Source organism: Halarcobacter bivalviorum (assembly GCF_003346815.1).
Lineage (GTDB): Bacteria > Campylobacterota > Campylobacteria > Campylobacterales > Arcobacteraceae > Halarcobacter > Halarcobacter bivalviorum.
Genome location: NZ_CP031217.1, coordinates 658593 through 680564 on the forward strand (window position 1 = coordinate 658593; position 21972 = coordinate 680564).

The following is a 21972-nucleotide window of genomic DNA, read 5'->3' on the forward strand; positions in this document are numbered from 1 at the left end:
ACATTATTAAGGAAAAATAAGATACACTTTTCTTACTTTTGTTAAAAGGTTATATTATGACGTACGAGGATCTAATAAAGGACTTGTGTGATGTAATTAAAGAATCAGAGAATAATGCAGTTTCTATTTATGAAAATTTAGAGAATGTAGAAAACCTTATTTCTGAACTTGATATTCCATTACATAAAGCAAGAAAGGTTCAAGAACTGATTTCTAATTCTTTCGGTCTATTACAGCACCAAGACTTACATAGACAAAAAATTGAAAGAGTTGTAAATCATGTTTGTGAAACAAACAATATTGACTCAAGTGAGTATAATATTGCTTCTTCTGCTAAACATATATCAGGAAATGAGTCTTGTGATGTAGTTTCTGATGATGAGTTGGAAGCATTAATTAAAAGTATGCAGACAGCTAACTAAAATAAAAAGGTTTTTTAAACCTTTTTATTTATTCTTACAAGCTTCTTTTTTTAGCTTATTAAGTGTTCCAAATATTCTTAAAGATTCAATCTCTACTGCTTTAGCTTTTTCATTTAATACTTCATTAGCAGCTTTAGCAGCATTTGCATCTACAAGCTCTTGAAGTTTATTTTTTAGGCTTATATTTAATTTTTCTAGTTCTTCAATTGCTGTGTAATCACAATTTGGATTAATTTCTAAATACTCTTTAATCCATATAGATACTGTGTCACAACAAGATGTATTCCATTTTTCATATTTACCTAGTTTTGAATAGATACTATCTTTTAATTCAAGAACATCTACTTTTAATTTTGCAGTATCATATACTAAATCTACATTACAAACTTCTTCTCTAGCTTCTTGTAAGAAACTAGCTCTTGAAGCAGCAGTAACTAAAGAATTAGACATATCAGCAATATTTGTTGACATTTTAGAAATTTGTTCTGCAACTTGTGCATTTTGTTGAGTTGCTTGGTCTAATAAACTAACTGCGTCATTAATTTGAACAATTCCTCTTTCTTGCTCTTTTGAAGCATTTGATACTTGCTCAATTTTTTCAATAGTTGATTTGATATTTTGATTTAACTCTTCATAACCAGTAATCATATTATCAGAAATTTGTTTACCATCATTTGCTTTTTGAGTAGCTCTTTCAACTAATTCTTTAATCTCTTTAGCAGCTTCTGCTGATCTACTTGCTAAGTTTCTAACTTCAGCAGCAACAACAGCAAATCCTTTACCTGCTTCACCAGCAGTTGCAGCTTCAACAGCAGCATTTAATGAAAGAATATTTGTTTGGAATGCAATTTGGTCTATAACTTCGATTGCTTCATTAATAGATGTTACTTGCGCATTGATGTCATCCATTGCAACTGCTGTTTCATTTGCTAATGAATGTCCATTTTGTGCAGATTTAGTAACTGAGTTAGCTAAATTAGACATCTCTACCGAAGCTTCCGTATTACCTTTGATATTTGCAGTAATTTGCTCTAGTGCAGCAGCTGTCTCTTCTAATGATGCTGCTTGTTGAGATGATGATGTCGAAAGTTTATTTGAAGCAGTTGATAATGTATGAGTACTCTCTTTTAAAGAGTCTCCTGTATTCATAATCATTGCTAAAATTTCCGATGTATTATTTCCAACAAGTTTAATACCAGCAGCAAGTGAACCTAAATCTCCATAGATTCCTTTATCATTAATCTTATAATCAAATTTTGATTCAGAATAGTTTTTAAGAGTTAAATTAATTCTATCAAGAGTCTCTTTTGTATGATTAATCATTGTATTTAATTTATTTTTTAAATCTTCAACATAAGGGTTTGCAGCTGTTGAATGTACTTGATATACAAAGAAACCATTTCCAGTTTTCTCTAAAATATCATTTGCTTCTTCTATAACTATTTCATCTTTTTTCAATCCTTCTCTTACTTTATCCATATAAGAGTTAAATAGATTTGCCACTTCTCCTATTTCATCTTTTGATTGAACTTCTAATTTGATACTTGGGTCATTTGATTTAAGTAGATTTTCAAAACCATCTTTTAATGTTCCAATAGGTTTTGTAGCTCTTTTTACAATTATAAAAATTAAACCAATAGTAATCCATCCAAATATTGTAGAACTAGTTAAGATTTCTATCACTAAAGTACTGATTTTTTCATCAGATTCAGCAAGTGAAAAAGTAAGGTCCATAATACCAATAATATCACCTTCTTTTTGATTTGCATGACACATTAGACATTCTTGTGCAGCAATCATAGGTTTAATCATTCTTAAGTTATGACCTTCTGCATCATCAGTCTCTAAGAGTTGGCTTTCTTTTGATTTAAACGATTTTAAAATATCTGGGTCAGTAGTAAACTTTGCACCAGGTTCATACATATCAATAAGAGGTTGACTTTTTGCAATTATAAGTTTTTTTACACCTTCTATTTGTCTTGCATCATCTTCTGCTTGTTTAATTGTTTCAGGAACACCCGTGTTCATTGCATTTCTTAAACTTTGAAATACCGCAGTATTTAACATATCTAAATTCTTTTTAGTTGTTGCAATGGAGTCTTCTCTTACTTGTTCAGTAGTCATATATGTTACAATTAAGCTCGAAAGAGACATTAAAATAAATAGTGAAACTATTATTTTATTACTTATTTTTTTTGTTATCAAATCAATCATCAACACAACCTTGATATTAAGCTTCAATATTATATAATGAATATTATTTATTGTATATAAAAAGCAATTAAAATTTAGAATTTTGAAAGAAAATGATGATAATAGGTATTGAAGGAAGTATTGAAAAAAAGGAACCAACGCATCTACATGTAAATGTAAATGGTCTAATTTATGAGGTTTTTGTATCTGTAAACTGTAGTTCAAAAATTGCTGATAAGAGAGTAAAACTTCATACAACTCATATTATTAGAGAAGATTCTCAAACTCTTTATGGCTTTTTAGATCCAAACGAAAAAAAATTATTTGATACTGTAATTAAGATAAATGGAGTAGGTCCAAAAGTAGCATTAGCTATCTGTTCTACTTTTACTCCAGGTTCATTTGCACAAATTGTTAGTGAAAATGATGTATCAATGTTAAAAAGAGTTCCAGGTATTGGTCCAAAAGGAGCAAGTAGAATTTTAGTGGAATTATCAGGATTTATAGTTGAAGATGCTTCTGCTGATTCTATTTCAGGTTCCAATGCTACTTTAGAAGCAGCTCTTGCCTTAGAATCATTAGGTTTCAAAAAAGATGTAGTATCAAAAGTTCTAAAAGCTTGTACAGGTACAAATACAAGTGATTTAGTAAAACAAGCACTTAAACAATTACAAAAATAGTAATAGAATATTAAGATAAAAGCAATTCGTTGCTTTCTTTAGAGTTTTTATACTTTTAAGGATTTTTTATAAATCCTGCTAAAAAGTAGTTATTATGAAATGGTCCCTTTTAAATGGGACATTTAAAAGGAGATAAGTTGAAAATAGGAATAGTTTTTGGTGGTAAATCATATGAACATGAAATTTCAATTGTTTCAGCAATTGCTATGAAAGATGTTTTAAAAGATGAGTTAGTTTATATTTTTTGTGATACAAACAGAGAGTTTTATCATATTCCAACAGATAAAATTAAATCAAAACTATTTAGTAGTGGTGAATATAAAAAATGTGATATTTTAAACTTCTCTAAGGAAGGTTTCTCTAAAAAAGCTATGTTTGGAGTAAAACCTTTTGACCTTGATGTTGTTTTAAATATTACTCATGGAGGAGATGGAGAAGATGGACTTCTAGCTTCTTTATTTGAGTTTGCAAATATTCCTTATATTGGTCCTAGAAAAGGTGCTTGTAGTGTAAGTTTCAATAAGTTTTTAACTAAAGGTTATGCTCAAAGTGTAGGTGTAAAAGCTATTGATTATAAATACTTCACTAAAAATGATAAAGTAGAAATCCACTCTTTCCCTGTAATTATTAAACCTGTAACTTTAGGTAGTTCTATTGGAGTTTCAATTGTAAAATCTCAAGAAGAATTAGATTATGCCCTTGATGTAGCTTTTGAATTTGATGAAGCAGTAATTGTTGAGCCATTTATTTCTGGAATCAAAGAGTATAACTTAGCAGGTACAAAAGTAAATGGAGAGTTTGTCTTCTCAATAATTGAAGAACCACAAAAAGCAGAGTTTTTAGACTTTGATAAAAAATATTTAGATTTTACTAGAACATCACAAGCTTTAGAAGCTAATATTAGTGAAGAGCTTAAAGATAGAATAAGAGACTCTTTTAAAGCAATCTATAATAACACTTTTGAGGGTTCACTTATTAGATGTGATTTCTTTGTACAAGAGGATGAAGTATATTTAAATGAGATAAACCCAATCCCTGGTTCTATGGCAAATTATCTATTTGAAGATTTTAATTTAGTATTAACTTCTCTTGCTAAATCTTTACCAAAACAAAAAGATATTAAAATTACATACGAATATGTAAATAAAATCCAAGCATCAAAAGGTAAATAATTTGGCTTCTAAAAGCATTGAAGTTTTAGATAGAAAATTTGATATTTCTTATGAGATAGTTAACCCAAATCAAAAGAAGGATATTGTTATCCTTCATGGTTGGGGTTCAAATAAAGAGATTATGAAACAAGCTTTTGGAAGATACTTACATGAGTTTAGACATATATATATTGATATGCCAGGTTTTGGTAAGAGTTCAAATAATTATGTTCTTACTACAAAAGATTATTCACTAATTATAAAAAAATTTATAGAGACTTTGAATACAAATGTTGTAGCAATAGCAGGACACTCATTTGGTGGAAAAGTTGCAACACTTATGAATCCTGAAAATCTTATACTTTTAAGTACAGCTGGAATTTTAGAAGAAAAAAGCCTAAAAGTAAAAACAAAAATCTGTTTTGCAAAAATCTTTAATAAATTAGGTCTTAGAAAAATTACTAAATCATTTAGAAGTGATGATGTAAAGCAGATGAGTCACGAGATGTATGAGACCTTTAAAAATGTAGTTGATGAAGATTTTACTTTTATTTTTGAATCTTTTGAAAAAAATGCTATGATTTTTTGGGGGAAAGCAGATACTGCTACAACACTTCCTGCTGGAGAAAAAATCCACAAGCTTATAAAAAATAGTAGTTTTACTGCCTATGAAGGTGACCACTATTTCTTTTTAAAGCATGCAAAAGATATTTGTGAAAAAATTGAAAATGGACTGAAATAATGGAAATATTAGAATACTTTTATATATTTACACATGTTTTACTAATCATGTCTTTAGGTTGGTATTTAATTACAAATTTACAATGGTATAACTATAAGTTAGAAAGAGTAATCTTCAAACATCATAAATGGCAGTGGCATATCACATATTTTGCCTCTCCTGTTGTACTGTTTCATCTTTTACCTGATTTATATTTCTCTATCTATTTTTATTTAATATATATGACAAGTTTTGTTCTTTGGAATAAAAAACTTGATAGGGCTTTAGTTTTAACTTCAAGAGTTAAAAGATTTTTATCTGTACTTTTATTTGTAACTTTTGCCCTACATTTATTATGTATTTTAAGTGAATCTTGTCATGCAACAGCTATTTTTGTACCTATTATTTTAACTCTTGGTATTACATACTTAATAGAAAAGATGTTTTTTATCTCTTTTAAACACAAAGGAAAACAACGACTTCAAGCAATTCCTAACTTAAGAACTATAGCTATTACTGCTTCATATGGAAAGACTTCTATTAAAAACTATTTATATCATGTATTAAAAAGAAAATATAAAGTATATAAAACTCCAAGGTCTGTAAATACAATTGCAGGAATTGTACTTGATGTAAATAGAGATTTACCTCTTGATACACAAATCTATATTGCTGAAGCAGGGGCAAGACAAGAGGGAGATATTGAAGAGATTACTATGTATTTAGAACCTCAATATTGTATTTTAGGAAGTGTTGGAGAACAGCATATTGAATACTTTAAAACTATAGAAAATATTATTCATACTAAAATGGAAATATTAAGGTCTCCAAAAATGGTAAGAGGTTTTGTACATGAATCAGTTCCTTTAAAACAAGATTATGAAGAGATTACAAAATTTCCTGATAATCTAAACGTAACTATGTCAAATCTTGATGGTATTTGGTTTGATATCTTAATTGATGGAGAACAACAACATTTCCATGCACCAGTTCTTGGAAGTTTTAATGCCATAAATCTTACAGCTGTAATCCTTGTAGCATATGAACTTGGTATGACTATAGATGAGATAAAACTTGCAATAAAAGATTTACCACAAGTAGAACATAGACTTCAAAAAATAGAAGCTGGTGGAAAGATAATCATTGATGATAGTTTTAATGGAAATCTTGAAGGTATGCTTGAAGCTATAAATATTTGTACTAAGCATGAAGGAAGAAAAGTTATTATCACTCCAGGTCTAGTGGAATCAACTTCTGAAGCAAATATTTTACTTGCAAAAGAGATAAATGAAAAGTTTGATTTAGCAATTATTACAGGGGAGTTAAACTCTCATCTTTTAAGTTCAAATATTGATGAAGATAAAGTATTTGTATTAAAAGATAAATCAAAACTTGAAGAGACTTTAGCCTCTGTTACAAAAGCAGGAGATTTAATCCTTTTTGCAAATGATGCACCTAATTTTATATAAGCAAATGCTTATATAAAATTAAATGAATAAGGAATAGTGAACAATGAATAATGTTTTGAAAAATAAATCTTATGACTTTGCTCTTAGAATTGTAAATTTAACTAAATATTTACAAGAAGAGAAAAAAGAGTTTATTTTATCAAAACAGATACTAAGAAGTGGTACAGCAATTGGTGCACTAATAGCAGAGTCAGAGTATGCTCAATCAAAGTCTGACTTTATTTCTAAATTACATATTTCTATTAAAGAAGCAAATGAAACTAACTATTGGTTAAATTTATTAAAAGACTCTTCATACATAAATGATAAAATGCATAAAAGTATAAGTCCTGATTTAACAGAGTTGTTAAAAATATTAACTTCAAGTATAAAAACTGCTAAGGAAAACAATGTTTAATTTAAAATATTATTCACTATTCACTGTTCACTATTCATTTATTTTTCAAGGAAAAATATAATGGAACACCTATACGCACCTTGGCGATACTCTTATGTTAGTGAAGAAAAAATAGAAGGGTGTGTGTTCTGTCATATAGCAAAAAACAAAGATGAAGAGAAATATCAAGTTCTTTTTTACGATGAGTTATGTTATGTAGTTATGAATAAGTTTCCTTACTCTCCAGGGCATATGATGGTAATTCCATATTTTCATACTGATAAGATAGAAGAGTTAGAAGAAGAGATTTGGATGAGAGTTTCAAAAAGAGCTAGACAAGCAGTAAAACTATTAAAAGAAGTTATGCCTTGTGAAGGTGTAAATATAGGTATGAACTTAGGTAAAGCTGCAGGTGCTGGAATAGAACAGCATGTACATTATCATGTACTTCCTAGATGGATAGGAGATACAAATTTTATCTCTACTGTTGGGGGAACAAGAGTTTACCCTGCCGAGTTTGATGAGATATTTAATAAACTAAAAGCTAATGCTTCAAAGTATTTTGAATAAAAATAAAAGAGATCTAAATGTTTTTCAAACAAAAAGAGTGTGAGATAGCAAAACTTGGTGAAAAAGTTTTAAGAGAAAAAGCCAAGGAAGTAGAGAATATAAACTCAAAAGAGATATTAACTGTTATAAAGAAAATGCTTGATTGTGTAAAGAGAAGTAGGGGAGTTGGTCTTGCCGCTCCTCAAATCTTTGAAAGTTATCAAATACTTATAATCTCTTCACACCCAAATGATAGGTATCCAAATGCTCCACTTATGGAAGATGAGATACTTATTAATCCCAAAATTATAAATAAATCAGAAATCATAGAAAAAGATTGGGAAGGTTGTTTGAGTATTCCAGGTATTAGAGCTTTAGTTCCTAGGCATAAAACTATAGAAGTTGAATATACAAAATTAGATGGTACAAAAGCAAAAGTTGTTTTTGAAGACTTTGTAGCAAGAATATTTCAACATGAATATGATCATTTAATAGGAAAAGTTTATTTAGATAGAGTCGAAGACTCTAAAGAGATAGTTTCAGAAGAGGTCTATTTTAAAACTATAAAGTAGTAAGAATTACTCTTTCTACTTTAATGTTCACTATGTTCTTCAATCATTTTATTGATTTTTTCAAGAATCTCTTTTGCTTGTTCATCTTCTATTTTATTTTCATCAATTGCTAAAAGAATATTTTGAAGTTCTACTAAAAAAGACTCCATGTCTCTTACTTCTTCTAGTGTCTCATCTGTTTGTTCATTATTTTCAATAAGTTTATGTAAATCTTCAATATAGTTTTCAACTTCAGGTATCATGGTATTTGTAACAAGTTCATATAACTCTTTTTTTATTTCTGACATTTTGTCCCTTTTTCTATTTTAATTATTATATCTTTATATATTCAATACTTAGGTTAACTTTAACATAGGATGATATACTTTTAAATAAAAGTTTTTAGGACACAAAATGATTACTAGAAAAATAATAAATGAAAAAATGAGCAGAATTGTAGAACACAACGGTACGATTTATTTTGCTGGAATTGTATCTGATGATAAAGAGTTAGATATTAAAATTCAAGCTAAAAGAGCTTTAGAAATAGCAGAAGAGAGATTTAAAGAAGCAGGAACAGATAAACATCACTTACTTAGAGCAGAGATTTGCCTAAAAGATATTTATAGAGATTTTGATGCTTTTAATGAAGTTTGGAAGGCTTGGATTTCTGATGAAAAACCTGCAAGAGCTTGTGTTGAAGCAAATATGGCAAGTCATAATACTCTTGTAGAGATTATCTTTACAGCAGCTAAAAAATAACTAAGATGTTTGAAGTTATCTATAAGTATCTAACAATTGTTTTTCTAATAGTATTAATGTTTTTATTAACATATACTGCCTATGAGTTTTATATAGGTTCTATCTCTGTTGATACTATTTTTATACATAAAGTAGCAGGAATAGCTCTACTTGTGGTAACTTTAATACATATTATAATAAGAAGAAAAAAATTAAAAAAACTAACTCAAGAGTTTTTCAATATCTTTTCTAAAAATAAAAAAGTTACCCTTGATAGTGATATGGATAAATTGCTTGATTCTTTAGAAACAAAAAACCTAGAAGAACTTTGTACTATTTTTGATTTGGAGTTTGAAGAGCTTGAAATAGTATTTAAAAAACATAAACTTTTAATTAGTTCAAAAGAACAAACTTTAGAAGAGATTGCCAAATCCAACTCATATAAAACTTTTCCTATAATAGTAAAAATAATAGAGTATAAAGCAAGATAGAAGATTATTCTATCTTTAATAAAATAAACTATATATAAATTTTTTTAAAATATATACTTTTCTTTTGTATGATTTCATCATATGTTTTTAAAGGATACTTCTATGAAAAAAGATGTAATTGTTATTGGTGGTGGTATAGTTGGACTTATGTGTGCTTACAATCTTCATAAAAGAGGACGACAAGTTACTGTAATAGATGAAGGTACTATTGAAAATGCAACCTCTTTTGGAAATGCTGGACTCTTATCTGCTTTTGATAAAACACCTTTAAGTTACCCAAATGTAGTATCGAATACTTTAAAACTGATGTTAAAAGGTCAATCTCCTGTTATCTTTCATCCAGGCTTAGATTTAAAACTATATAGATGGTTATATAAATTTGTACAAAGTGCAAATGAAGTTCGTACCAAAAAGACAATGATGCTTTTTGAAAAGTATGGACAAATCTCTCTTGATATCTATAAAGATTTAGTTTATAAAGAGGGTATAGATTTTGATTTTCATCATAAAGGTATGCTTTCAGTATTTACTCAAAAACACACCTATAAAGAGAAGCTTGAAAAATATAATTATATAGATGAAGAAGATAGATTTGAAATTTTTGATGAAGCAAAAATTAAAGAGTATCTTCCTTTTGCCAATGATAAAATAGAAGGGGCAATTTTATTTAAAAAAAATGCTCACATAGACCCAAAAAAATTGATGCTTGGACTTAAAAAGTATCTAAAAGAGTCTGGAGTAGAGTTTATATTAAATGAAGAGATTACAGATATAAAATATGAAAACAATAAAGTAAAATATATACTCTCTCAAAATAGAAATTTTTATGAAGCCGAAACTTTTGTTATGTCAACGGGTTATAAAACCAACTTAGCAAAAAAAGGAAATAAAGAACTAATGCTAACACCTGCAAAAGGATATAGTATTACTTTTAATATGCCTAAAGAATTAAAACCCAAAACATCTACACTATTTAATGATTTATTTATTGTTATGACCCCAAGGTTCAATGACGTAAGATTAACTTCTAAATTAGAACTTGGAAGTGATGACCCAACTGTAGTACAAAGACAAATAGATAGTATCAAAAGAAACTTCAAAGAGTATAGTATTCCTTTTGAGATGAAAGATGAAGTGACTTGGACAGGATTTAGACCTCTTACTCCCAATGATATTCCACTTATAGGAAGAGATGAAAACTATTCTAATCTTATTTATGCCATGGGCTTAGGTTGGCTTGGAATGACTTTTGCTCCTTCAATTGGAGAAATAATTGGGGATTTAGTTGAGTTCAACCAAACAAATGCAAAAAATGATGACATACTTTTATTTTCAGGATTTTATCAATATTAATATAGCTTAACACTTTTTTAGTACCTTTTCTTAATATACTTTTCTTTATATAAAGAGGTATTCAAATGAGTGTTAATAATATTAATTTAATGTATGTAGAAGATGATGAAGTTGTAAATGAAACTATTTCTACGCTATTAAGAAAACTTAATTATAGTGTCTATAACTTTCTTAATGGAGAAGATGCTTATAACTTTTTTAAAGAGAATAGAGTTGATTTAGTTATCTCTGATATTGATATGCCAAAGATGAATGGTATAGAACTTGTAAAAAAAATTAAAGGTATTAATAAAAAAACTCCTATTATCTTTACAACAGCAGTAAGTGATGAAAAGTATTTATTAGATTCTATTAATTTAGGAATTGATAAGTTTATGAAAAAACCTATCGATTGTATTATTTTAAAAGAGAATATAGATTCTATCTTAAAGCCATACTTCCTTGAATTAGAAAACAAAAGAAAAGAAGAGATAATAAAAGAACAAGCAAAAGATATTCTTATTGCAAAGACTGTCTCTATGATTTCTCATCAATGGAGACAACCTCTTTCTAGAATAGGTTCAATAGCAAGCAAACTTAGAATATATTCTCAAATGAATAAATTAACAGATGATATTTTAACTACAAACTTAGAAAATATAGAAAAAGAAAATACCTATTTATCTTCTACTATTAATAAATTTAATACTCTCTTAGAACGTAAAAGTACAAGAGATTTCTCTTTAACAGAGTTGTTTAAAGATGTCATAAAAGATGAAATAAAACTTGATATACAAAGTAATCTTCATATAAAAAGTGATTATGAAGAGTTTAAAAATATTATTAAAAGTATAATTAAAAACTCATATGAACAGTTCGAAAAAAATAGTATAAATAAGAGAAAAATTTTAATAACTTCATATCAAGATAATGATTTTCTTAATATAAAAATTTGTGATAATGCAGGTGGTATTGAAGCTGAAACTTTAGAAAATGTATTTGATTTATATCATTCAGATAAATCATTAAATGGGCGAGGCTTAGGACTTTTCCTTTCAAAAGTATCACTAATGCTTTTAGTAAATGCACAAATAAGTTTAGAAAACATGGAAATAGAAAAAGAAAAAGGAGTTTGTGTAAAAATCAAAATACCAAATATGTATGTAAGTTAAAACTTACACACTTGCTTTGTAGTACATAATAGCTGCAACAGCCATAAAAAATATACCAAGTAAAATAAGATTAGTAGCTTTTTCTTTTTTTATAAGTGCTTCATCTACTTCAAATACTGCTACTGATTTTAATGCTCCATTTTCAAGATAGTTTAAAAACTTATAACCTTTCTTAGAGTACTTTTTCTTTATCTTTTCTAACTCTTTTTCTCTTTGTTCTTTTGAGAAACCACCTACAACAATTTGTTTCTTCATAATTTTAAAATTCCTTAAAACTTTTTTATGAAGTATACTATAAAAAGTTGTAATCAATCTGTAGCCATTAACTTTAGAATTACTTAAAAGATATAGTAAAACATACATAGTTATCCTTTTTAAAAGGAAATAAAATAGTTAAAAAAAACATCAAAACCCCATAATACTTGACATTTAACTAAGATTAAGTTATAATCCGCGTCCATAAAAATGGTTAGAGTGCCTTTTTTGGTATATCTAACGAGTTCTTTAAAGGAAAATACATGGAAAAAATTAGATTAAAGCTTAAAGCTTATGATCACAGAGTTTTAGACAGAAGTGTTGCTTCAATTGTTGAAGCTGTTAAGAGAACTGGTGCAGAGTTAAGAGGTCCAATTCCTCTTCCAACTAAAATCAGAAAGTATACAGTTCTTAAAGGTCCTCACGTAAACAAGGATTCAAGAGAGCAATTTGAAATCAGAGTTCACTCAAGAATGATTGATATCATTGCTGCGACTCCTGATACTGTAGATTCATTAATGAAACTTGACTTAGCTCCTGAAGTTGATGTTGAAGTTAGATCAATGGGTCAAGAATAATAAAGAAAGGGTAATAAATGGAATTTATCGTAGAAAAAATCGGTATGAGTAGAACTGTTTCAGTTCCTGCAACACCTGTTACACTTTTAAAAGTTCTTGATACTAAAGTATGTGACGTAAATGAGGGTGTAGCACTTGTTTCATATAGCAAAGGGAAGAAATTCAACAAAGCTATTGAAGGTCAACAAAAAAAATATGGTTTAAGCAAAGAGTTTAATAGATTTGCAACAATTAATGTAGCAAATTCTGAAGCTGGTGATTTAGATGTTTCTGGATTAACTGAAGCTGCTGTTTTAAAAACAACTTTTAAAACAAAAGGTAGAGGTTTCCAAGGTGGGGTTAAAAGATGGAACTTCGCTGGTGGTAGAGCATCTCACGGACACAGAATGGGTAGAAGAGTAGGTTCTATCGGTAACTGTGAATGGCCAGGTAGAGTTATGCCAGGTAAGAAAATGCCAGGACAATACGGAAATACAAATGTAACTGTTAAAAATGAAGTTATTTCATTCGATGCAGAAACAGGTATATTAGTTGTAAAAGGTTCAGTATCTGGACCAAATGGTGGATTAGGAAAAGTAAGGATTGCTAAATGAGTAACGCAGTTGCAGTAAAGACAAACGAGTTACCAGAGTCTTTCAAAGATATTAACTCACACAATTTATATTTATATGTTAAATCTTACTTAGCAGCGCAAAGAGCAAACACTGCTAGAGTAAAAAACAGATCTGAAGTAAGCGGTGGTGGTAAAAAACCTAAAGCTCAAAAAGGTTCTGGTGGAGCTAGATGGGGTTCTAAAAGATCACCATTATTCGTTGGTGGGGGTCAAGTATTTGGACCTACTAAGAGAAACTACAACCAAAAAATCAATAAGAAGCAAAAAGCTTTAGCATTAAACTTTGCTATTAACGCTCATGCTGAAAATGGTTCTTTATTTGTAGCTGATTCTATCAAAGTTGAGTCAGGTAAAACTAAAGATGCGGTTTCAATTATCAACCAATTAAATCAAAGAGATACTTTAATCATCGTTGATTCAATTGAAGAGAAAACATATTTAGCGTTCAGAAACGTTAAAAACTGTTATGTTATTGAAAAACAAGAAATTAATGCATATTTAATTTCTGCATATCACTCAGTACTAGTTGAGAAATCAGTACTTGAATCATTAACAAAAGAGGCGTAAGATGGCAGATATTACAGATATTAAAGCAATATTATATACAGAAAAGACAATCGAGCTTCAAGAAAATGGTGTAATCGTTGTTCAAACTAGTCCAAGAATGACTAAAAACGGTTTAAAAGAAGTTTTTAAAGAGTATTTTGGAGTAACTCCAGCAAAAGTTAACTCTTTAAGACAAGATGGTAAAGTTAAAAGATTTAGAGGAAGACCTGGAAGAAGACCAGACTTCAAAAAATTCTATGTTACATTACCTGAGGGCGCTGAAATAGCGAACCTATCAGCTTAAGGAGATTATAGATGGCAATTAAAAAATTTAGACCAATAACTCCTGCAAGAAGATTCATGTCTGTTATGGATACTTCTGATATTACTTCTAAACCAACAGTTAGATCTTTACTTGTTAGAGTAAAAGCTTCAGCTGGTAGAAATAATAACGGTAGAATTACATCTAGACACAAAGAAGCAGGTGCTAAGAAACTATATAGAATTATTGATTTCAAAAGAAACAAATTTGGTATCGAAGGTACTGTATCTACTATTGAGTACGATCCGTACAGAAACTGTAGAATTTGTTTAGTAACTTACTCTGATGGTGATAAAAGATATATCTTACAACCTTCTGGATTAAAAGTAGGTGATAAAGTTGCTGCTGCTGAGTCTGGATTAGATATCGTAGCTGGTAATGCAATGAAATTAATCAACATCCCTGTTGGTACAATGGTTCACAATATTGAGATGAAACCAGGAAAAGGTGGTCAAATCGCTAGATCTGCTGGTGGTTACGCACAAATCATGGGTAGAGAAGACAAATATGTAATTATGAGACTTCCATCTGGTGAAATGAGAAAAATCTTAGGTGTTTGTATGGCAACAATTGGTGTTGTTGGAAACGAAGATTTCTCTAATATGGTTATCGGTAAAGCTGGTAGAACTAGACACCTTGGTATTAGACCACAAACTAGAGGTTCTGCAATGAACCCAATTGATCACCCACACGGTGGAGGTGAAGGTAAAACTAACTCAGGTAGACATCCAGTTACTCCTTGGGGTATGCCAACTAAAGGTTATAAAACTAGAAAGAAAAAAGCTAGTGATAAATTAATCATTTCAAGAAGAAAGAAGTAAGGGTTTAAGATGGCAAGATCAGTAAAAAAAGGTCCATTTGTAGACGCACACTTAATGAAAAAAGTTATCAAAGCTGTTGAAGCTAATGATAAAAAACCAATTAAAACTTGGTCAAGAAGATCAATGATTTTACCTGATATGATTGGTTTAACTTTCAATGTGCATAACGGTAGAAACTTTGTTCCAGTGTTAGTAACTGAAAATCACGTAGGATACAAATTAGGTGAATTTGCACCAACTAGAACATTCAAAGGGCACAAAGGCTCTGTACAGAAGAAGGTAGGATAAGATGGCTAAAGCAGTATTAAAATTTATTAGACTTTCACCTACAAAAGCAAGACTTATCGCAAGAGAAGTTCAAGGTATGAATGCAGAATATGCAATTGCTTCATTAGAGTTTACTCCTAATAAAGCAGCAGGGATTATTTCAAAAGTTATCGCTTCAGCTGTAGCTAATGCTGGTTTAGAGCCAGAAGATGCAGTAATTACAAGCGCTAGAGTAGATAAAGGACCAGTTCTTAAAAGATTTACTCCTAGAGCAAGAGGAAGTGCGTCACCAAAACATAAACCAACTGCACACATCATGATTGAAGTTGCTGCTGCATCTAAAGGAGACAAGTAATGGGTCAAAAAGTTAATCCAATAGGTTTAAGATTAGGTATCAACAGAAACTGGGAATCAAGATGGTTTCCAAAGTTTTCAAACATGCCAGCAAATGTTGCTGAAGATGACAAAATCAGAAAATACGTTAAGAAAGAGTTATACTATGCAGGTATTGCTCAAACTATCGTAGAAAGAACTGCTAAGAAAGTTAGAGTTACTATTGTTGCTGCTAGACCAGGTATCATTATTGGTAAAAAAGGTGCAGACGTAGAAAAACTAAAAGATAATCTTTCTAAATTAGTTGGAAAAGATATTGCAGTTAATATTAAAGAAGAGAGAAAACCACAACTTTCTGGACAATTAGCAGCTGAAAATGTTGCTCAACAATTAGAAAGAAGAGTTGCCTTCAGAAGAGCTATGAAAAGAGTTATGCAAAACGCTCTTAAATCTGGTGCTAAAGGTATTAAAGTTTCTGTTTCTGGTAGACTTGGTGGAGCTGAAATGGCTAGAACTGAGTGGTATTTAGAAGGTAGAGTTCCTTTACATACTTTAAGAGCTAGAATTGATTATGGTTTCGCTGAAGCACATACAACTTATGGTTGTATTGGTATTAAAGTTTGGATCTTCAAAGGTGAAGTACTAGCTAAAGGTATTCCTGCTGAAAAAGATACAACTTCTAAACCACAAAAGAGAAGACCATCTAAAAGAAGAGGTAAATAATCATGTTAATGCCTAAAAGAACAAAATACAGAAAGCAAATGAAGGGTCGAAATAGAGGTAAATCTATGAGAGCTAACTCTTTAGCTTATGGTGAATTTGGAATCAAAGCTGTTGAGCATGGTAGAATTGACTCTAGACAAATCGAAGCTGCTAGGATTGCTATGACAAGAGCAATCAAAAGACAAGGTAAAGTATGGATTATGGTATTCCCACACAAACCTTTAACTAAAAGACCACTAGAAGTGAGAATGGGTAAAGGTAAAGGTCCTATTGACAAGTGGGTTATGAATATTAAGCCAGGTAGAGTGTGCTTTGAGATGGCTGGTGTTTCTGAAGATTTAGCAAGAAATGCATTATCTCTAGCTCAACATAAGTTACCATTCAAAACTAAAATTGTAAGTAGAGAAAGTGAAAATGAACTATACTGATTTAAAAGATAAAAGCTTACAAGAGCTAAACGAGATGTTAAAAGAGAAAAAGGTGCTTCTTTTTGAATTAAAAGCTAAGCTAAAAACTATGCAGTTAACTAATACTTCTGAATTAAGAGTGGCTAAAAAAGATATCGCTAAAATTCAAACAGCTATTACTGCAGCAAAAGCTAACTAAGGATCTAAAGTATGACACATAAAAGAGAGATTCAAGGTGTAGTGGTAAGAAAATCTGGAGATAAAACTGCTTCTGTATTAGTTACAAGATATGTTTTACACCCAAAATATCACAAGACTGTAAAAAGATTTAAAAAGTACTTAGTTCATGATGAGAGAAATGAGTTAAATGAAGGTGACACTGTAATTGCTATTGAGTGTAGACCATTATCAAAAACAAAATCTTTCAGATTAAAGACAATTGTAGCTACAGGAGTTAAATAATGATTCAAAGTTTTACTAGATTAAACGTAGCTGATAACACTGGTGCAAAAGAGATCATGTGTATCAAAGTTCTTGGTGGTTCTAAGAGAAGATATGCATCTGTTGGTGATGTAATTGTTGCTTCAGTTAAGAAAGCTTTACCAACTGGTAAAGTTAAAAAAGGTCAAGTTGTTAAAGCAGTTATCGTAAGAACTCACAAAGAAGTTCAAAGAGAAAATGGTTCATTAATTAGATTTGATGACAATGCTGCTGTTATTCTTGATGCTAAAAAAGAACCAATTGGAACAAGAATTTTTGGACCTGTTGCAAGAGAAGTTAGATACTCAGGTTTCATGAAAATTGTTTCACTTGCTCCGGAGGTATTATAATATGGCTGTTAAATTAAAAATTAAAAAAGGTGATACTGTAAAAATTATCGCTGGTGATGACAAGGGTAAAACTGGAGAAGTTTTAGCTGTATTACCAAAAGTAAACAAAGTAATCGTTAAAGATTGTAAAGTTGCTAAAAAAACAGTTAAGCCAGATCAAGAGAAAAACCCTGAAGGTGGTTTTGTAAACAAAGAGATGCCTATTGATATCTCAAATGTAGCAAAAGTAGAAGGTGAGTAAGATGGCAAACAGATTACAAGAAAGATACAAAGCTGAAATTAAACCAACTTTAGAAACTGAGTTCCCAAAGAACAAAACGTTAACTGCTAGATTAGATAAAGTAGTTATCTCTGTAGGTGCTGGTGAAGCTATGAAAGATAGTAAGTTAATGCAAAGTATGCAAGATACTATCTCTTTAATTGCTGGTCAAAGAGCAGTTAAAGTTATTGCTAAGAAATCAGTTGCTGGTTTTAAAGTAAGAGAAGGTATGCCTGTAGGAGTTAAAGTAACTCTAAGAGGTGAAAGAATGTATGCATTCTTAGATAAATTATGTTCTATTGCATTACCAAGAGTAAAAGACTTTAGAGGTCTTAACAGAAATGGTTTTGATGGTCAAGGTAACTTTAACTTTGGTCTTGATGAACAATTAATGTTCCCAGAAGTTGTTTATGATGATATCATCAAAACTCATGGTATGAATATTTCAATTTCAACAACTGCTAATGATGATGCTGAAGCTTACAGATTATTAGAACTTGTTGGAGTTCCATTTACTAAAGGAAGAGCGTAATGGCAAAGAAATCTATGATTGCTAAACAAAAGAGAACTCCTAAGTTCTCTTCAAGAGCATATACAAGATGTTCTGTGTGTGGTAGACCACACTCTGTATACAGAGATTTCGGTCTTTGTAGAGTTTGTTTAAGAAAAATGGCTAACGAGGGATTACTTCCTGGCGTTAAAAAATCTAGTTGGTAGGAGAATAAAAGCTATGATGAATGATATTATCGCAGATGCTTTAACTAGAATTAGAAATGCTGCAATGAGAAAATTAGAAGTTGCAACATTATTACATTCTAATACAGTAGTAGGAATTTTAAATGTACTTGAAAAGAAAGAGTATATTGAAGGATTCAAAGTAGTTGATGGTGAAAACAATAAAAAAACTATTCAAGTTACATTAAAATATGATGACAACGAAAGATCTGTTATCAATGAAATTAAAAGAGTTTCTACTCCAGGAAGAAGAGTTTATAAAAACGCTTCTGAAATTAAATCTTTCAAAAATGGATATGGTACAATCATTGTTTCTACAAACAAAGGTGTTATCGCTAACGATGAAGCATTCGCTGCAAACGTTGGTGGTGAAGTACTATGTACTGTATGGTAGGAGAGTGTAATGTCTAGAATTGGAAAAAAACCTATCGCTATCCCAAGTGGATTAGAAGTAACAGTTGATGGAACTGTTGTTAACGTTAAAAAAGGAAATAATGTAATTCCTGTTGAAACTCACGGAAGAGTTGAAGTAGAAGTAGCTGATAATCAAGTTGTTTTATCTAAAGTTGGTGAAACTAAAGAATCAGCAGCTTTCTGGGGAACTTATAGAGCTTTAATTAACAATGCTGTAACTGGTTTATCTGAAGGTTTTGCTAAATCTTTAGAAATCAACGGTGTTGGTTATAGAGCAGCAGTTAAAGGTAAAGTATTAGAATTACAATTAGGATACTCTCACCCAATTAACTATGATATTCCAGAGGGATTAGAAGTTACTGTTGAAAAAAACATTATCCATGTAAAAGGTGCTGATAAACAACAAGTTGGTCAAGCGGCTGCAATTATTAGAGGCTTTAGAAAACCTGAACCATATAAAGGTAAAGGTGTTAAGTATACTGACGAGCATATCGTTAGAAAAGCTGGTAAAACTGCTAAGTAAGGTGTGAAATATGAGTAGAACAAAAGATATAGCAAAAAAGAACTCTTTAAGAATCATTAGAAAAAAAAGAGTTAGAGGAAGCATCGCAAAAGGTACTGCTGAAACACCTAGAGTTTCTGTTTTTAAATCAAACAGATATTTAAGTGCACAAGCAATTAATGATATTGCTGGTGTTACATTAGCAGCAGTTAATTCTAAAGCATTAAACTTAAGTGCAAGTAGAGAAAATGCAGTAAAAGTAGCAGCAGAGTTTGCTGAAAAACTAAAAGCTGCAGGAATTGAAAAAGTAGTATTTGATAGAAACGGATACCTTTATCACGGTGTAGTTGCAGCATTTGCTGATGGACTTAGAGAAAATGGTATCAAATTATAAGGGTTAATGATGGCAGCAGTAAATAGAGAAGATTTTCAAGAAGCAATCGTTAAAATCGGAAGAGTAACAAAAGTTGTAAAAGGTGGTAGAAGATTCAGATTTACAGCTTTAGTTGTTGTTGGAGATAAAAACGGTACAGTTGGATTTGGTACAGGAAAAGCGAAAGAGGTTCCTGATGCAATTAAAAAAGCTTTAGATGATGCATTCAAATCTTTAGTAAAAGTTAATATTCATGGTACAACAATTGCACATGATATTCAACATAAATACAATTCAAGTGTTATTTTATTAAAGCCAGCTCCTGAAGGTTCGGGTCTTATTGCAGGTGGTGCAGCAAGACCAGTTCTTGAGCTTTCTGGAGTTAAAGATATTGTTGCAAAATCTTTAGGTTCAAATAATCCAAACAACCTTGTACAAGCTACAGTTGAAGCATTAGCAAGAATTAAAGGATAAGATGATGGCATTAGATAACTTACAACCAGCAGCTGGTAGTACAAAAGACATTAAAAGAGTAGGTAGAGGTCAAGGTTCAGGAATGGGTAAGACTGCTACTAGAGGTCAAAAAGGTCAAAAATCTAGATCTGGTTATAAGATCAAGAGACACTTTGAAGGTGGTCAAATGCCACTTCAAAAAAGAACTCCAAAAATTGGATTTACTTCAAGAGTTACTAAACCTTACTCAATTAACGTTGATAAAGTAAAAAAAGTTGCAGAACTTGAAGAGATTACAGTTGAATCTATTAAAACAGTTTACAAACTTTCTAAGAGTGTTACAAAAGTTAAACTAGTTGGTTCATCTGCAAAAGATTTAGCATCTAAAATTAAAGACGAAAACGTAACAACTACTGGAAAATAATTATGAGTAAAGATCTAATAAATAAGATTCTTATTACATTAGGTTTTATTCTACTTTACAGGTTACTGGCATATGTGCCAGTTCCTGGAGTGAATATTGACGTAGTTAAAGAATTCTTCGATTCAAATGCAAATAACGCATTAGGTCTTGTAAACATGTTTAGTGGTAATGCAGTTGAAAGACTGTCTATTATCTCACTTGGTATTATGCCATACATTACAGCTTCAATTATTATGGAGCTTCTAGCAGCAACTTTCCCCGCACTTGGTAAAATGAAAAAAGAGAGAGATGGTATGCAAAAATATATGCAAATCATCAGATATACAACTATTGTTATTACATTAATTCAATCAATTGGTGTATCAATGGGTCTAAATTCATTAACTGGTCAAAGTGGACAAAGTGCTATTTCTATTGATATGAATACATTTGTTGCAGTTTCTGCAATTTCTATGTTAACTGGTACTATGCTTCTTATGTGGATTGGTGAACAAATCACACAAAAAGGTATAGGTAACGGTATTTCATTAATTATCTTCGCTGGTATTGTTTCTGCAATTCCAAGTGCAATTGGTGGAACTATTGATTTAGTTAACAATGGACAAATGAACTTCTTAACTGTAATTGCAATTTTAGTAATTATTCTAGCAACTGTTGGAGCAATTATTTATGTTGAATTAGGTGAAAGAAGAGTTCCAGTATCATATTCAAGAAAAGTAATGATGCAAGCTCAAAACAAAAGAGTTATGAACTATATACCAATTAAAGTTAATTTATCTGGAGTTATTCCAGCTATTTTTGCATCAGCAATTTTAATGTTCCCTGCTACAGTTTTACAAGGTAGTCAAAATAAATATCTTGTTGCTATTGCAGATTATTTAAGTCCTACATCTTATACATTTAATGTATTTATGTTTTTATTTGTAGTTTTCTTTGCTTTCTTCTATGCATCAATTACATTTAATGCAAAAGATATTGCAGAAAACTTAAAAAAACAAGGTGGATTTATTCCAGGTGTTAGACCAGGAGCATCTACATCAGAGTTTTTAAATGAAACAGCAAGTAGACTTACATTCTGGGGAGCTATTTATTTAGGTCTTATTTCTACAGTGCCTTGGTTACTAGTAAAAGCAATGGGTGTACCTTTCTATTTTGGAGGGGTTGCGGTACTTATTGTTGTTCAAGTAGCAATTGATACTATGAGAAAGATTGAAGCTCAACAGTATATGAATAAATATGAAACATTAAGTGCAGTTGGACTTTAATAAC

At 30.3% G+C, this 21972-nt stretch carries 36 protein-coding genes; 33 read left to right on the forward strand and 3 right to left on the reverse strand.

The genetic code is table 11. The features are described from left to right. Window positions 1-56 precede the first annotated feature (56 nt). Window positions 57-422: a hypothetical protein gene (locus ABIV_RS03260; protein ID WP_114838534.1), complete on the forward strand. Its 366-nt coding sequence runs from the start codon at window positions 57-59 to the stop codon at window positions 420-422. Between the two features lie 24 nt (window positions 423-446). Here the strand turns inward: ABIV_RS03260 and ABIV_RS03265 are convergent, their stop codons facing one another. Then, window positions 447-2636: a methyl-accepting chemotaxis protein gene (locus tag ABIV_RS03265; protein ID WP_114838535.1), complete on the reverse strand. Its 2190-nt coding sequence runs from the start codon at window positions 2634-2636 to the stop codon at window positions 447-449. Between the two features lie 95 nt (window positions 2637-2731). Here ABIV_RS03265 and ruvA point away from each other — a divergent pair, with 95 nt between their 5' ends. From ruvA to def, 7 genes are all read left to right on the forward strand, one after another. Next, complete coding sequence (ruvA, locus tag ABIV_RS03270) at window positions 2732-3295, forward strand: Holliday junction branch migration protein RuvA (RefSeq protein WP_114838536.1); 564 nt, start codon at window positions 2732-2734, stop codon at window positions 3293-3295. A gap of 137 nt (window positions 3296-3432) precedes the next feature. After that, entirely contained in the window at window positions 3433-4467 is a 1035-nt protein-coding gene (locus ABIV_RS03275) for a D-alanine--D-alanine ligase (RefSeq protein WP_114838537.1), read from the forward strand. A gap of 1 nt (window position 4468) precedes the next feature. After that, window positions 4469-5188 (forward strand): alpha/beta fold hydrolase, encoded by a 720-nt coding sequence (locus ABIV_RS03280; RefSeq protein WP_114838538.1) that lies wholly within the window; start codon window positions 4469-4471, stop codon window positions 5186-5188. Then, window positions 5188-6636 carry a Mur ligase family protein gene (locus ABIV_RS03285; protein ID WP_114838539.1) on the forward strand — a complete coding sequence of 483 codons (1449 nt, stop codon included), beginning with the start codon at window positions 5188-5190 and terminating at the stop codon, window positions 6634-6636. The genes ABIV_RS03280 and ABIV_RS03285 overlap by 1 nt, the downstream gene beginning before the upstream one ends. A 43-nt stretch (window positions 6637-6679) precedes the next feature. After that, complete coding sequence (locus tag ABIV_RS03290) at window positions 6680-7033, forward strand: four helix bundle protein (protein ID WP_114838540.1); 354 nt, start codon at window positions 6680-6682, stop codon at window positions 7031-7033. A gap of 60 nt (window positions 7034-7093) precedes the next feature. Continuing rightward, a complete protein-coding gene (locus ABIV_RS03295) occupies window positions 7094-7582 on the forward strand; it encodes an HIT family protein (protein ID WP_114838541.1) in 489 nt (162 codons plus the stop codon). A 17-nt stretch (window positions 7583-7599) separates the two neighbouring features. Beyond that, window positions 7600-8133 (forward strand): peptide deformylase, encoded by a 534-nt coding sequence (def, locus tag ABIV_RS03300; RefSeq protein ID WP_114838542.1) that lies wholly within the window; start codon window positions 7600-7602, stop codon window positions 8131-8133. A 20-nt stretch (window positions 8134-8153) separates the two neighbouring features. On the opposite strand, the gene ABIV_RS03305 is transcribed toward def, so the two are convergent. Then, on the reverse strand, window positions 8154-8420 hold the full coding sequence (locus ABIV_RS03305; RefSeq protein WP_114838543.1) for a hypothetical protein: 267 nt from the start codon (window positions 8418-8420) through the stop codon (window positions 8154-8156). 106 nt (window positions 8421-8526) lie between these two features. Between ABIV_RS03305 and ABIV_RS03310 the strand changes: the two genes are divergently transcribed. From ABIV_RS03310 to ABIV_RS03325, 4 genes are all read left to right on the forward strand, one after another. Continuing rightward, a complete protein-coding gene (locus tag ABIV_RS03310; RefSeq protein ID WP_114838544.1) occupies window positions 8527-8874 on the forward strand; it encodes a RidA family protein in 348 nt (115 codons plus the stop codon). Between the two features lie 5 nt (window positions 8875-8879). Beyond that, window positions 8880-9344 carry a hypothetical protein gene (locus ABIV_RS03315; protein WP_114838545.1) on the forward strand — a complete coding sequence of 155 codons (465 nt, stop codon included), beginning with the start codon at window positions 8880-8882 and terminating at the stop codon, window positions 9342-9344. Between the two features lie 102 nt (window positions 9345-9446). Continuing rightward, window positions 9447-10697: an NAD(P)/FAD-dependent oxidoreductase gene (locus ABIV_RS03320; protein ID WP_114838546.1), complete on the forward strand. Its 1251-nt coding sequence runs from the start codon at window positions 9447-9449 to the stop codon at window positions 10695-10697. A 65-nt stretch (window positions 10698-10762) separates the two neighbouring features. Then, complete coding sequence (locus ABIV_RS03325) at window positions 10763-11848, forward strand: ATP-binding response regulator (RefSeq protein ID WP_114838547.1); 1086 nt, start codon at window positions 10763-10765, stop codon at window positions 11846-11848. Between the two features lie 3 nt (window positions 11849-11851). On the opposite strand, the gene ABIV_RS03330 is transcribed toward ABIV_RS03325, so the two are convergent. Next, window positions 11852-12103, reverse strand: a complete 252-nt coding sequence (locus ABIV_RS03330; protein WP_129088486.1) for a hypothetical protein — start codon at window positions 12101-12103, stop codon at window positions 11852-11854. A gap of 263 nt (window positions 12104-12366) precedes the next feature. On the opposite strand from ABIV_RS03330, the gene rpsJ reads away from it, so the two are divergent. The 21 genes from rpsJ to secY are packed head-to-tail and all read left to right on the forward strand — an operon-like array spanning window position 12367 to window position 21968. Continuing rightward, window positions 12367-12681: a 30S ribosomal protein S10 gene (rpsJ, locus tag ABIV_RS03335; protein ID WP_114838549.1), complete on the forward strand. Its 315-nt coding sequence runs from the start codon at window positions 12367-12369 to the stop codon at window positions 12679-12681. Window positions 12682-12698: 17 nt separating this feature from the next. Next, a complete protein-coding gene (gene rplC, locus ABIV_RS03340) occupies window positions 12699-13274 on the forward strand; it encodes a 50S ribosomal protein L3 (RefSeq protein ID WP_114838550.1) in 576 nt (191 codons plus the stop codon). Next, window positions 13271-13861, forward strand: coding sequence for a 50S ribosomal protein L4 (rplD, locus tag ABIV_RS03345; RefSeq protein ID WP_114838551.1), 591 nt, complete (start codon window positions 13271-13273; stop codon window positions 13859-13861). The genes rplC and rplD overlap by 4 nt, the downstream gene beginning before the upstream one ends. 1 nt (window position 13862) lies before the next feature. Further along, on the forward strand, window positions 13863-14144 hold the full coding sequence (locus tag ABIV_RS03350) for a 50S ribosomal protein L23 (RefSeq protein ID WP_114838552.1): 282 nt from the start codon (window positions 13863-13865) through the stop codon (window positions 14142-14144). A gap of 11 nt (window positions 14145-14155) precedes the next feature. After that, window positions 14156-14983, forward strand: coding sequence for a 50S ribosomal protein L2 (gene rplB, locus ABIV_RS03355; RefSeq protein WP_114838553.1), 828 nt, complete (start codon window positions 14156-14158; stop codon window positions 14981-14983). A 9-nt stretch (window positions 14984-14992) separates the two neighbouring features. After that, window positions 14993-15271: a 30S ribosomal protein S19 gene (gene rpsS / locus ABIV_RS03360; protein ID WP_114838554.1), complete on the forward strand. Its 279-nt coding sequence runs from the start codon at window positions 14993-14995 to the stop codon at window positions 15269-15271. A gap of 1 nt (window position 15272) precedes the next feature. Next, window positions 15273-15605, forward strand: coding sequence for a 50S ribosomal protein L22 (gene rplV, locus ABIV_RS03365; protein ID WP_114838555.1), 333 nt, complete (start codon window positions 15273-15275; stop codon window positions 15603-15605). After that, the gene (gene rpsC / locus ABIV_RS03370; RefSeq protein WP_114838556.1) at window positions 15605-16306 is read left to right on the forward strand and encodes a 30S ribosomal protein S3; all 702 of its coding nucleotides are present in this window, start codon (window positions 15605-15607) and stop codon (window positions 16304-16306) included. The genes rplV and rpsC overlap by 1 nt, the downstream gene beginning before the upstream one ends. Window positions 16307-16308: 2 nt before the next feature. Beyond that, the gene (gene rplP, locus ABIV_RS03375) at window positions 16309-16734 is read left to right on the forward strand and encodes a 50S ribosomal protein L16 (RefSeq protein WP_114838557.1); all 426 of its coding nucleotides are present in this window, start codon (window positions 16309-16311) and stop codon (window positions 16732-16734) included. Beyond that, window positions 16721-16912, forward strand: a complete 192-nt coding sequence (rpmC, locus tag ABIV_RS03380; RefSeq protein ID WP_114838558.1) for a 50S ribosomal protein L29 — start codon at window positions 16721-16723, stop codon at window positions 16910-16912. The genes rplP and rpmC overlap by 14 nt, the downstream gene beginning before the upstream one ends. Before the next feature lie 11 nt (window positions 16913-16923). Further along, a complete protein-coding gene (rpsQ, locus tag ABIV_RS03385; RefSeq protein ID WP_114838559.1) occupies window positions 16924-17175 on the forward strand; it encodes a 30S ribosomal protein S17 in 252 nt (83 codons plus the stop codon). Beyond that, window positions 17175-17543, forward strand: coding sequence for a 50S ribosomal protein L14 (gene rplN, locus ABIV_RS03390; protein WP_114838560.1), 369 nt, complete (start codon window positions 17175-17177; stop codon window positions 17541-17543). Before rpsQ ends, rplN begins: the two co-directional genes overlap by 1 nt. 1 nt (window position 17544) lies before the next feature. After that, the gene (gene rplX / locus ABIV_RS03395) at window positions 17545-17784 is read left to right on the forward strand and encodes a 50S ribosomal protein L24 (RefSeq protein WP_114838561.1); all 240 of its coding nucleotides are present in this window, start codon (window positions 17545-17547) and stop codon (window positions 17782-17784) included. A 1-nt stretch (window position 17785) separates the two neighbouring features. After that, window positions 17786-18334: a 50S ribosomal protein L5 gene (gene rplE / locus ABIV_RS03400; RefSeq protein WP_114838562.1), complete on the forward strand. Its 549-nt coding sequence runs from the start codon at window positions 17786-17788 to the stop codon at window positions 18332-18334. After that, window positions 18334-18519 (forward strand): type Z 30S ribosomal protein S14, encoded by a 186-nt coding sequence (locus ABIV_RS03405; RefSeq protein WP_114838563.1) that lies wholly within the window; start codon window positions 18334-18336, stop codon window positions 18517-18519. The genes rplE and ABIV_RS03405 overlap by 1 nt, the downstream gene beginning before the upstream one ends. 13 nt (window positions 18520-18532) lie before the next feature. Continuing rightward, a complete protein-coding gene (gene rpsH / locus ABIV_RS03410) occupies window positions 18533-18931 on the forward strand; it encodes a 30S ribosomal protein S8 (protein ID WP_114838564.1) in 399 nt (132 codons plus the stop codon). A 9-nt stretch (window positions 18932-18940) separates the two neighbouring features. Then, window positions 18941-19474: a 50S ribosomal protein L6 gene (gene rplF, locus ABIV_RS03415; RefSeq protein ID WP_114838565.1), complete on the forward strand. Its 534-nt coding sequence runs from the start codon at window positions 18941-18943 to the stop codon at window positions 19472-19474. A gap of 10 nt (window positions 19475-19484) precedes the next feature. Then, window positions 19485-19847 carry a 50S ribosomal protein L18 gene (gene rplR, locus ABIV_RS03420; protein WP_114838566.1) on the forward strand — a complete coding sequence of 121 codons (363 nt, stop codon included), beginning with the start codon at window positions 19485-19487 and terminating at the stop codon, window positions 19845-19847. 9 nt (window positions 19848-19856) lie between these two features. After that, entirely contained in the window at window positions 19857-20300 is a 444-nt protein-coding gene (gene rpsE, locus ABIV_RS03425; protein ID WP_114838567.1) for a 30S ribosomal protein S5, read from the forward strand. Window positions 20301-20304: 4 nt separating this feature from the next. Continuing rightward, window positions 20305-20703: a 50S ribosomal protein L15 gene (rplO, locus tag ABIV_RS03430; protein ID WP_114838568.1), complete on the forward strand. Its 399-nt coding sequence runs from the start codon at window positions 20305-20307 to the stop codon at window positions 20701-20703. 2 nt (window positions 20704-20705) lie between these two features. After that, the gene (gene secY / locus ABIV_RS03435) at window positions 20706-21968 is read left to right on the forward strand and encodes a preprotein translocase subunit SecY (protein WP_114838569.1); all 1263 of its coding nucleotides are present in this window, start codon (window positions 20706-20708) and stop codon (window positions 21966-21968) included. Window positions 21969-21972: the final 4 nt, after the last annotated feature.

Excerpts from the sequence above, each read along its gene's own strand:
- ABIV_RS03260 (WP_114838534.1), top strand. The coding sequence starts at position 57 with ATGACGTACGAGGATCTAATAAAGGACTTGTGTGATGTAATTAAAGAA.
- ABIV_RS03285 (WP_114838539.1), top strand. The coding sequence starts at position 5,188 with ATGGAAATATTAGAATACTTTTATATATTTACACATGTTTTACTAATC.
- rpsQ (WP_114838559.1), top strand. The coding sequence starts at position 16,924 with ATGACACATAAAAGAGAGATTCAAGGTGTAGTGGTAAGAAAATCTGGA.
- rpsS (WP_114838554.1), top strand. The coding sequence starts at position 14,993 with ATGGCAAGATCAGTAAAAAAAGGTCCATTTGTAGACGCACACTTAATG.
- rplP (WP_114838557.1), top strand. The coding sequence starts at position 16,309 with ATGTTAATGCCTAAAAGAACAAAATACAGAAAGCAAATGAAGGGTCGA.
- ABIV_RS03305 (WP_114838543.1), bottom strand. The coding sequence starts at position 8,420 with ATGTCAGAAATAAAAAAAGAGTTATATGAACTTGTTACAAATACCATG.
- rplR (WP_114838566.1), top strand. The coding sequence starts at position 19,485 with ATGAGTAGAACAAAAGATATAGCAAAAAAGAACTCTTTAAGAATCATT.
- rplN (WP_114838560.1), top strand. The coding sequence starts at position 17,175 with ATGATTCAAAGTTTTACTAGATTAAACGTAGCTGATAACACTGGTGCA.
- rplV (WP_114838555.1), top strand. The coding sequence starts at position 15,273 with ATGGCTAAAGCAGTATTAAAATTTATTAGACTTTCACCTACAAAAGCA.
- rplE (WP_114838562.1), top strand. The coding sequence starts at position 17,786 with ATGGCAAACAGATTACAAGAAAGATACAAAGCTGAAATTAAACCAACT.
- ABIV_RS03310 (WP_114838544.1), top strand. The coding sequence starts at position 8,527 with ATGATTACTAGAAAAATAATAAATGAAAAAATGAGCAGAATTGTAGAA.
- rplO (WP_114838568.1), top strand. The coding sequence starts at position 20,305 with ATGGCATTAGATAACTTACAACCAGCAGCTGGTAGTACAAAAGACATT.
- rpsC (WP_114838556.1), top strand. The coding sequence starts at position 15,605 with ATGGGTCAAAAAGTTAATCCAATAGGTTTAAGATTAGGTATCAACAGA.
- ABIV_RS03295 (WP_114838541.1), top strand. The coding sequence starts at position 7,094 with ATGGAACACCTATACGCACCTTGGCGATACTCTTATGTTAGTGAAGAA.
- secY (WP_114838569.1), top strand. The coding sequence starts at position 20,706 with ATGAGTAAAGATCTAATAAATAAGATTCTTATTACATTAGGTTTTATT.
- ABIV_RS03405 (WP_114838563.1), top strand. The coding sequence starts at position 18,334 with ATGGCAAAGAAATCTATGATTGCTAAACAAAAGAGAACTCCTAAGTTC.
- rpsE (WP_114838567.1), top strand. The coding sequence starts at position 19,857 with ATGGCAGCAGTAAATAGAGAAGATTTTCAAGAAGCAATCGTTAAAATC.
- rpsH (WP_114838564.1), top strand. The coding sequence starts at position 18,533 with ATGATGAATGATATTATCGCAGATGCTTTAACTAGAATTAGAAATGCT.
- rplB (WP_114838553.1), top strand. The coding sequence starts at position 14,156 with ATGGCAATTAAAAAATTTAGACCAATAACTCCTGCAAGAAGATTCATG.
- ABIV_RS03320 (WP_114838546.1), top strand. The coding sequence starts at position 9,447 with ATGAAAAAAGATGTAATTGTTATTGGTGGTGGTATAGTTGGACTTATG.
- ABIV_RS03325 (WP_114838547.1), top strand. The coding sequence starts at position 10,763 with ATGAGTGTTAATAATATTAATTTAATGTATGTAGAAGATGATGAAGTT.
- rplD (WP_114838551.1), top strand. The coding sequence starts at position 13,271 with ATGAGTAACGCAGTTGCAGTAAAGACAAACGAGTTACCAGAGTCTTTC.
- ABIV_RS03315 (WP_114838545.1), top strand. The coding sequence starts at position 8,880 with ATGTTTGAAGTTATCTATAAGTATCTAACAATTGTTTTTCTAATAGTA.
- rplC (WP_114838550.1), top strand. The coding sequence starts at position 12,699 with ATGGAATTTATCGTAGAAAAAATCGGTATGAGTAGAACTGTTTCAGTT.
- ABIV_RS03265 (WP_114838535.1), bottom strand. The coding sequence starts at position 2,636 with ATGATTGATTTGATAACAAAAAAAATAAGTAATAAAATAATAGTTTCA.
- rplX (WP_114838561.1), top strand. The coding sequence starts at position 17,545 with ATGGCTGTTAAATTAAAAATTAAAAAAGGTGATACTGTAAAAATTATC.
- ruvA (WP_114838536.1), top strand. The coding sequence starts at position 2,732 with ATGATAATAGGTATTGAAGGAAGTATTGAAAAAAAGGAACCAACGCAT.
- rpsJ (WP_114838549.1), top strand. The coding sequence starts at position 12,367 with ATGGAAAAAATTAGATTAAAGCTTAAAGCTTATGATCACAGAGTTTTA.
- def (WP_114838542.1), top strand. The coding sequence starts at position 7,600 with ATGTTTTTCAAACAAAAAGAGTGTGAGATAGCAAAACTTGGTGAAAAA.
- ABIV_RS03350 (WP_114838552.1), top strand. The coding sequence starts at position 13,863 with ATGGCAGATATTACAGATATTAAAGCAATATTATATACAGAAAAGACA.
- rplF (WP_114838565.1), top strand. The coding sequence starts at position 18,941 with ATGTCTAGAATTGGAAAAAAACCTATCGCTATCCCAAGTGGATTAGAA.
- ABIV_RS03290 (WP_114838540.1), top strand. The coding sequence starts at position 6,680 with ATGAATAATGTTTTGAAAAATAAATCTTATGACTTTGCTCTTAGAATT.
- rpmC (WP_114838558.1), top strand. The coding sequence starts at position 16,721 with ATGAACTATACTGATTTAAAAGATAAAAGCTTACAAGAGCTAAACGAG.
- ABIV_RS03330 (WP_129088486.1), bottom strand. The coding sequence starts at position 12,103 with ATGAAGAAACAAATTGTTGTAGGTGGTTTCTCAAAAGAACAAAGAGAA.